This window comes from Betaproteobacteria bacterium (genome assembly GCA_016791345.1).
Lineage (GTDB): Bacteria > Pseudomonadota > Gammaproteobacteria > Burkholderiales > JAEUMW01 > JAEUMW01.
This window is the reverse complement of the sequence record JAEUMW010000243.1, coordinates 1-7,425: the sequence shown is the minus strand read 5'-3', so window position 1 is coordinate 7,425 and position 7,425 is coordinate 1. Positions and strand designations below refer to the sequence as shown.

Here is a 7,425-nt window from a genome sequence, read left to right as displayed (position 1 = left end):
GAGTTCCACCTGATCCTGGATGTCTTCGATGTGGAAGGTGCCGCCGTGCGGCTGACGGCGCATGAGCGCGTTGACGACGCCTGTCGTCAGGTCGGAGACGATCTCGCGGACCCGCGCGGACGCCGCACCCTGACCGCCGTTCACCGCAATGAAAGCCTTGGTCATGGCAATTGCGATCTTCCCCGGCTCGAAGCCGACCACGGCGCCATTGCGCCGGATCACCTTGTACTCCGCCAGCCGCGGAGCGGTCAGCCCGTCGCCTTCGATCGGGAACATCGGGGCAACCACGGTTGCGGGACTTTCCATGACCACCTGCATGAGCGCCTGCCTCCTACATCGTATTCGTCGGGGTCATCGCTCGCGCGACGCCGTTTTCTCTGTACCGTGATCACAACATATTGTGATCACCCCTCGCCTTCCCCAGCAATCGTGGGTTGACTGCACTACATATTGTGACTGAAGAGCCGAGCGTGCACTAATTCTAGTAACGGCAATTGGCAGGTGCAAGGGATTTCTTTTGACCCACCGGCAATCCGCGACGCACGGCCCCGTTGCACCGACAGATGGCGGGCGGACGCGCGCGCGCTGCGCCGCGCGGTCCTTCAGCGGCCGAAGCCGGCAGCGGTTTCGACGCTGGCGAAATGAATGTCGACGGTATCTTCGATGTGGCGGGCGTAGCCGCCCGCCATCGTCACTGCGGCGGGAATGCCCCGGTACGCAAACGTGTCGAGCAGCAGTTGGTCACGCTCCCGCAGCCGGCTTGCATCGGGAACCGTGCCTGTCGGGACAGCGGGAGAACGTAACAGTCGCCGTAGAAGATGTTCAGCGCGCGCCCTGCGATTGCGCGGCGCCCGCCAGCAACGCCCGATAGCGCACCCAGTCGAAGCAGGGCCCGGGATCGGTCTTGCGCCCCGGCGCTATGTCCGCATGGCCGACGATATCGGCGATCGGATACGCGGACTGCAGCGCCCGGGTAAGGCGCGCAAGCCGCCGGTACTGCGGGTCGGTGAACGCCCGGTCGTCGCAGCCTTCGAGTTCGATGCCGACCGAGTAGTCGTTGCAGCGTTCGCGCCCTTTCCAGACTGACGCTCCCGCATGCCAGGCCCGTTTCGAGACGGGAACGAACTGGATCAGTTCACCGCGGCGCCGGATGAAGAAATGCGCCGACACCTTGAGCCCGACCAATCCGGCAAAGTAGGGATGTACCGAAGCATCGAGGCGGTTTCCGAAGAGTCGAGCGACCGCGTCGCCGCTGAAACGCCCCGGGGGCAGACTGATGCTGTGGACGACGAGGAGGGTGAGTTGCTCACCGGGCGGGCGCTCGTCGAAGTTCGGAGAAGCAACAAACCGCGCGGCGGGCAGCATGCCGCGCGGATCGAAGGTCCAGTCCCGCGCAGTCGGCCGGCTCATGCCGCGACAGGCGCGGAATGCGGCATCGATGACACCGCGGCCGGCAGGCGATCAGTTGATGCCAAGCCGCTCCATGCGATAGCGCAGCGCACGGAACGTGATCCCGAGGAGCTTCGCCGCCGCGGTACGGTTGTAGCGCGTCTTCTCCAGTGCTTCCAGGATCGCCGCCTTCTCCAGCTCGTCGAGATACTCCTGCAGCGGCACCTTGCCGCCGGGTGGCGCGGTTGCCGCGCCGGCGGCTCCCTGCGTCGGCGCCTCATCAACCTTCAGCATCTCGCTCGGCGGCGTGAGCTGCAGGTCTTCGAGCCGGATGAGGTTGTCGGAGCACAGCGCCAGCGCGCGTTCGAGGATGTTCTCGAGCTCGCGCACGTTGCCGGGAAAGTCGTAGCGCATGAGCGCGCCCATGGCGTCCCTGTCGATCTGCACGTCGGTCCGGCCCTGGCCACGCGCCAGCTTCTGCAGCACGGCGTTGGTCAGCAGCGGAATGTCGTCGAGCATCTCGCGCAGCGGCGGCATCTTGAGTTCGATCACCGCCAGCCGGTAATAGAGATCGTGACGGAACTTGCCGCCTTCCACCAGATCCGCGAGCGACTTGTGGGTCGCGCTGATGATGCGCACGTCCGCCGGATCTTCCTGCGTCGAGCCCACCTTGCGCACCTTCTTCTCCTGGATGGCGCGCAGCAGCTTGACCTGCATGAGCAGCGGCAGATCGGCCACCTCGTCGAGGAACAGGGTGCCGCCCGACGCCGCCTGGAAGAAGCCGTCGCGGTCCTGGTCGGCGCCGGTGAACGCGCCGCGGCGGTAACCGAAGAACTCGCTTTCCATCAGCGTCTCGGGAATGGCGCCGCAGTTGACCGGGATGAAGCGCTTCTCGCGCCGCGCGCTCTTCTCGTGGATGAGGCGCGCCGCCAGCTCCTTGCCGCTCCCGGACTCTCCGGAGATGTAGACCGGCGCTTCGCTGCGGCCGAGCTTTTCCACCAGCGCGCGCACCTGCTGGATCGCCTGCGAGTCGCCGAGCAGCGAGCCGCCGCCTTCCGAGGCTTTCGTCGTGGATGCCTGCGGCAGGCTCAGCGCCGACTTGACGAGCGTGCGCAGCTGCTCGAGCGATACCGGCTTCGCGACATAGTCGAAAGCACCCGCCTTGAGCGCGGCCACGGCATTCTCGGTGTTGCCGTGGGCGGTGATCACGGCCACCGGCAAGTCCGCACAGTGCTGACCGATGTGCTTCACGACGTCTATGCCGGTGCCGTCGGGCAAGCGCATGTCCGTGAGGCACAGATCATAGGCGTGCGTCTGCAGGCGCTCGATCGCCTCCTTCACGTTCGACGCACGCTCGACTTCGAGCCCCATGCGCAAGAGCGTGAGTTCGAGGAGTTCGAGGATATCGGCCTCGTCGTCGATGATCAGCACGGTGCGCGACACGGCACCATCCATTCGACCCTTTCGTCTCAAGTGTTCGCCCTCTTGCAGAGAATCGTGAACTGCGCGCCGCCCGTCGGCGCGTCCGAATAGTACAGGCTCGCGCCGTTGGCCTGGCAGACCTCCCGCGCGATGTAGAGCCCGAGTCCCGTGCCGCTCACGGCGGTGGTGAAGAACGGCTCGAAGAGCTGGCTTATCAGGCCCTTCGGCACGCCTGGCCCGTCGTCGATCACGTCCAATCTCATAATACTGGGGTTGTTGCCCAGTCCGACCAGCACGCGGATGCTGCCTGCCTTGCGCTGACAGTGGCGCAGCGCATTGCGCGAAAGATTCCACATCACCTGGTTGAGATGCGAGCGGTCGAAGGCCACGACGTAGCGGTCGGCGAGTTCGATCGAGAAGACCATGGGATTGATCTTCTCGATCGCGCTGAACTGCTCGACGAACGTGTCGAGATAGGCGCCGACGTCGAAATTCTCCTTGAGCGCGCGATCGCGGCGATTGAGCTTGAGGACATCCTGCACCATGCGATCCAGTCGCTGGGCGTTGTCGTGGATGATCTGCAAGAGCCGCGTCTGTGTCGGTGACTGCTGCGGCTCTTCCTGCAGCAGCTCGGTCGCGTGGTTGATCGCCGACAGCGGGTTGCGGATCTCGTGCGCGATGTTCGCGGTCAGTCGCCCGAGCGAGGCGAGCTTGAGCTGCTGCGCCTGCCCCTGCACGCGCCCCAGGTCCTCCAGGAAGATCACGGCGCCGAGGTAGTCCGCACGCCCGACGCGCACGAAGCGCACGCTCGCCTCCGTCTGCGGGTCGATGCTCGCGATCGGCTCTACCGTGTACGCGGGATCCGCCCGCCAGCGCGCGAGCTGCTGCCCGAGCGCCGGCGCGTAATCGGACAGGAGCACGTCGCGGCGGGCTCGCGGCATCGCGCCGAGCAGTTCCTCGGCCTGGGCGTTGTACTGGCGGATCACACCCAGTGCATCCACCACTAGGACCCCGTCCTGCATGTCCTGTATCACGAGCTGGTTCACCTGCGCCAGGTTCGCCAGATCGAACCCGCGCTGCGCCGCGAGTTGCTCGCTTTCCGCCGTCCAGCGCGCCAGCGTGTGAGCGAGCCATGCCGTCGCGAAATAGCCGATGCTGAGGAGCCCCGCCTGCACCAGTTGCGCGATCGGCGCATCGCGCGTGGCCACCGTGAAGGCCTGCGCACCGAGCACGGCGATGCTCGCCAGGGCGGCATGGAACAGGGTGAGCCGCCCGCGCCCGATGAGGCCGCCAGCGGCGAGCGAGGCGAGCAGCAGCAGACCGAGACCGCTGGAGATGCCGCCGCTCGCCAGCATGAGCAGGATGATGAAGGCAATGTCGCCGGTCACCTGCAGCAGCAGCTGCAGCCCGAAGCTCGGCAGGCGCATGCGCACCATGACGAAGCAGGCGGCCGAGAAGAGCACGTAGAGAACGGAGACGTACTGATAGAGCTCGGGATCGGCGGAGCCGAACGGCAACTCGTGCGCGGCCAGCACCGGTATCGCCGTGAGGACCACGGCGAGCGCGCAGCGATAGACGTTGAAGTAGAGCAGCGAGCGCCAGTAATTCTCGGGCCGCTCGACCCCGGGCGAGTTCAAGGCAACCGGCGCGGAGAGGGAACTCATGGGAGTCTCAAGCACCGTGCGCACGACGGTGTTCGGCCGAACAGTAGAAACGGCCCGCGCTTTCGATGCTTTCGCTTCGCGGCAGGTGCATGCCGCATTCGGCGCAACGCACCATGTCCTCGATCTCGGCCGGCGATGCCTTACCACCGCCGTCGAGACTGCGCCGGTAGCGCCTGATGATCCAGACCACCAGCGCGACGATCGCCAATAAAAGTAAAAGCCTGGGCAAGTCCGGGCCTACTGCAGCTTTACCGAAACCCGTGGAGGATACAGAAATTCCCCTGCCGGGTCACGGCGTGCGTCTGGCAGCCGCGCAAACCGGCGCAGCGCCGATGCGATTGCTGCTTCGAAACGGTAATATCGCCCCCTGTGACCGTCGCGTGGCTGCCGCATCATCCCTCGCTCGTGAGCGTCCTGCTGCTTGCGCTGGCCGGAGCCGCCGGCTACGTCGATGCCGTCGGCTATCTCGCCTTCGAGCACGTGTTCGTCGCCAACATGACCGGCAACAGCGTTCTGCTCGGCATCGCAACGGTCGAGGGTCACAGCGCTGCCACCCTGCGAAGCGTGCTGGCGCTGGCCGGTTTCCTCGTCGGTGCCGCCGTCGGCACCACGCTGACCGACGCGCGCCAGGCGGCAGGACCCTGGCCCGCCATCGTCACTGTCGCCCTTTCGATCGAGGCTGCCGTGCTCGTCGTCGTCGCCATTGCCTGGTTCATCTTCCCCCACGGCACCGAAGCGGCGCTCGGCGCCTTCGTTGTCGGCACCGCACTGGCCATGGGCCTGCAGAGCGCGGCGGCGCGCAAGCTCGCGGTGCCGGGTGTATCGACCGTCGTCCTCACCAGCACCCTGACCTCGCTCGTCGCCCGCGCCGTGGCGCATGTCCGCCATCGCCAGTGGCGCGACCCGACGCCGCATGATCCAACTCGCGGCCCGGCCATCCTGTTCGGCGTGTGGGCCGCCTACGTGGCGGGCGCCGGGCTGGGGACATGGGTGACCCATGTCGGTCTTCCGTTCGTCATTGCGCCGCCCGCGGCGCTCGTGTCGCTCGTCGCGCTGGCAGCGCTGCGGGCATTCCACCGCAGCGAGGAGAAAGCACATGCCGGTTGCTGATTCGTCGATGGCGTATCCGGTCGTATGGCGCGCGGCGGCCGCGGCGCTCGCCTACCTCGTCGCCCTGATGCTGTCCTACTATTTCGGGGGAGGTTTCGATCAGGAAGCAAACATCTGGCTCGCGAGCGGCGTCGCCATCGGCGTGCTGACCCTCGCCGAGCCCGCGCGCTGGCCGGCTTATCTGGTCGCGATCGGGCTCGCCGCGGCGGCCGGCAACCTGCTCGCCGGCGCTTCCTCGGGCGCCTCCATCGCCTACGCCCTGGAGGAGATCGTGGTTTCCGCGCCGATCGCCTGGCTGCTGCGGCGCCTGCTGGGAGCGAACCCGCAGCTCGACGAAGTCGGCAAGGTGTGGCTCTTCGCCGGCGCCGGCGCCCTGGGCAGCGCTCTATTGGGCTGGGCCGTCGCGTTGCTGGTGTACGCCGCCCTGGGCCTGCCGAGCCCCGCCGGCGAGTGGCGCCTGTGGATCGTGTCCGGCACCGTCGGCACGCTGGTGGTCACGCCGCTCTTCTTCGCCTGGGCGGGCTTCCGGGCAAAGCGCTCGGGCGGCCCGACCATGAGCGACTTCGCCCTCGGTAGCATCTTCCTGCTGCTCATGATCACCGCCACCGTCGTCGTCTTTCGCGGCGACACCGCGGCGCGCTTCCCCGGCACCGTGGGCTTCGCGCTGACCTACCTGCCGCTTGCCTTTCTCGTGCTCGGCGCACTCGCCTGGGGAACACGCGGCGCAACGCTGGCGACCTTCCTGCTCGCCACCATTGCCGTGCTCTACAGCGAGCGTGGCGAAGGACCGTTCGCGAGCGTCGATCAGTTCACGAACGAGGCGGTACTCGAAGTCCAGGGCTACGTCGCCACCGCTGCCCTGCTCACGCTCATGGTGACCGCTCTCCAGGGCAGCCAGCAACGCGCTCTGCGCGAAGCAACGGACTGGCGTGTGCGCTACGAAACAGTCATCGGCGCGAACGATCAGCTTCTGTTCGAGCTCGATCCGGCATCGGGCAAGGTCAACTGGGCCGGCGACACGCAAAGACTGCTCGGGGTCCGGCCGGCGCAGATCGATACCCTGGCGGCATACCTCGACCGCGTGCATCCGGACGATCGCAACGCGCTGCGCGCCGCGTTCGCCGCCCTCGGGCGCGGCGTCGAGGTGCACCTGGACGCCGGTCACCGCTTCGATTCGCCGGCCGGAGAGGAAAAGCGTCTCGAGGGCGAGGTCACGGCGATCGTCGATTTCGACGACACGATCCACCGCTTCGTCGGCTTCCTGCGCCCCGTTCGGCAAGGCGGCGCTGCGGACGGCGCGCGCTCATGAGCGCGCAGGCTCCCCTCGACGCCGCGCGCGAGGAACGCGCCGGCGTCTTTCTCATCCATGGCCTCGGCGGGACCGAGTACGACCTCGGCTCCATGCACAAGCGGCTCAAGCTGTCGGGGTTCGTCACGCACTCGCTGACCTTGCCCGGCCACGGGACGAAGCCCGAGGACCTGCTTGCCGTGAAAGCCGAGGACTGGCTCGAAGCGTGCCGTGCGCGCTACCGCGAGCTCGCCGCGCAGCACGAGACGCTGCACCTCATGGGCATGTGCATGGGGTCGTTGCTCGCCGTCGAAGTGGCTAAGCAGGAGCAACACGACAAGGGACGGCTGGTCGCGCTGGCGCCTCCGATCTTTCTCGATGGCTGGGCAACGCCGTGGTATCGGGGCCTGCGCCGGTTGCTCTACCGCGTTCCACCGCTCCCGCGCACCATGCACATCGACGAAGAGGATCCCTTCGGCATCAAGAACGAGCAGTTGCGCGCGATCGTCAAGGCGAAGTTCGAGCGCAACGACGGATTCCACTACCGCTGGG

Annotated in this window: 8 protein-coding genes; 3 read left to right on the top strand and 5 right to left on the bottom strand. The window is 66.9% G+C overall.

Going from position 1 to position 7,425, the window contains the following annotated elements:
• The 5 genes from JNK68_09575 to JNK68_09555 form a co-directional block, all read right to left on the bottom strand.
• On the bottom strand, positions 1 to 318 hold a 318-nt coding region (locus tag JNK68_09575), incomplete at its 3' end, for a ribonucleoside-diphosphate reductase subunit alpha (GenBank protein ID MBL8540606.1).
• A gap of 504 nt (positions 319 to 822) precedes the next feature.
• The gene (ampD, locus tag JNK68_09570; GenBank protein MBL8540605.1) at positions 823 to 1,410 is read right to left on the bottom strand and encodes a 1,6-anhydro-N-acetylmuramyl-L-alanine amidase AmpD; all 588 of its coding nucleotides are present in this window, start codon (positions 1,408 to 1,410) and stop codon (positions 823 to 825) included.
• Positions 1,411 to 1,461: 51 nt separating this feature from the next.
• Positions 1,462 to 2,844, bottom strand: coding sequence for a sigma-54-dependent Fis family transcriptional regulator (locus JNK68_09565; GenBank protein ID MBL8540604.1), 1,383 nt, complete (start codon positions 2,842 to 2,844; stop codon positions 1,462 to 1,464).
• Positions 2,845 to 2,858: 14 nt separating this feature from the next.
• Positions 2,859 to 4,475 (bottom strand): HAMP domain-containing histidine kinase, encoded by a 1,617-nt coding sequence (locus JNK68_09560; protein ID MBL8540603.1) that lies wholly within the window; start codon positions 4,473 to 4,475, stop codon positions 2,859 to 2,861.
• Positions 4,476 to 4,482: 7 nt separating this feature from the next.
• Entirely contained in the window at positions 4,483 to 4,704 is a 222-nt protein-coding gene (locus JNK68_09555) for a preprotein translocase subunit YajC (protein ID MBL8540602.1), read from the bottom strand.
• 140 nt (positions 4,705 to 4,844) lie between these two features.
• On the opposite strand from JNK68_09555, the gene JNK68_09550 reads away from it, so the two are divergent.
• The 3 genes from JNK68_09550 to JNK68_09540 all read left to right on the top strand — a co-directional run.
• Entirely contained in the window at positions 4,845 to 5,585 is a 741-nt protein-coding gene (locus JNK68_09550; protein ID MBL8540601.1) for a DUF1275 domain-containing protein, read from the top strand.
• Positions 5,572 to 6,894 (top strand): MASE1 domain-containing protein, encoded by a 1,323-nt coding sequence (locus tag JNK68_09545; GenBank protein ID MBL8540600.1) that lies wholly within the window; start codon positions 5,572 to 5,574, stop codon positions 6,892 to 6,894. Before JNK68_09550 ends, JNK68_09545 begins: the two co-directional genes overlap by 14 nt.
• Positions 6,891 to 7,425: alpha/beta fold hydrolase (locus JNK68_09540; protein MBL8540599.1), on the top strand; the 535-nt coding region annotated here is incomplete at its 3' end. The genes JNK68_09545 and JNK68_09540, both read left to right, overlap by 4 nt.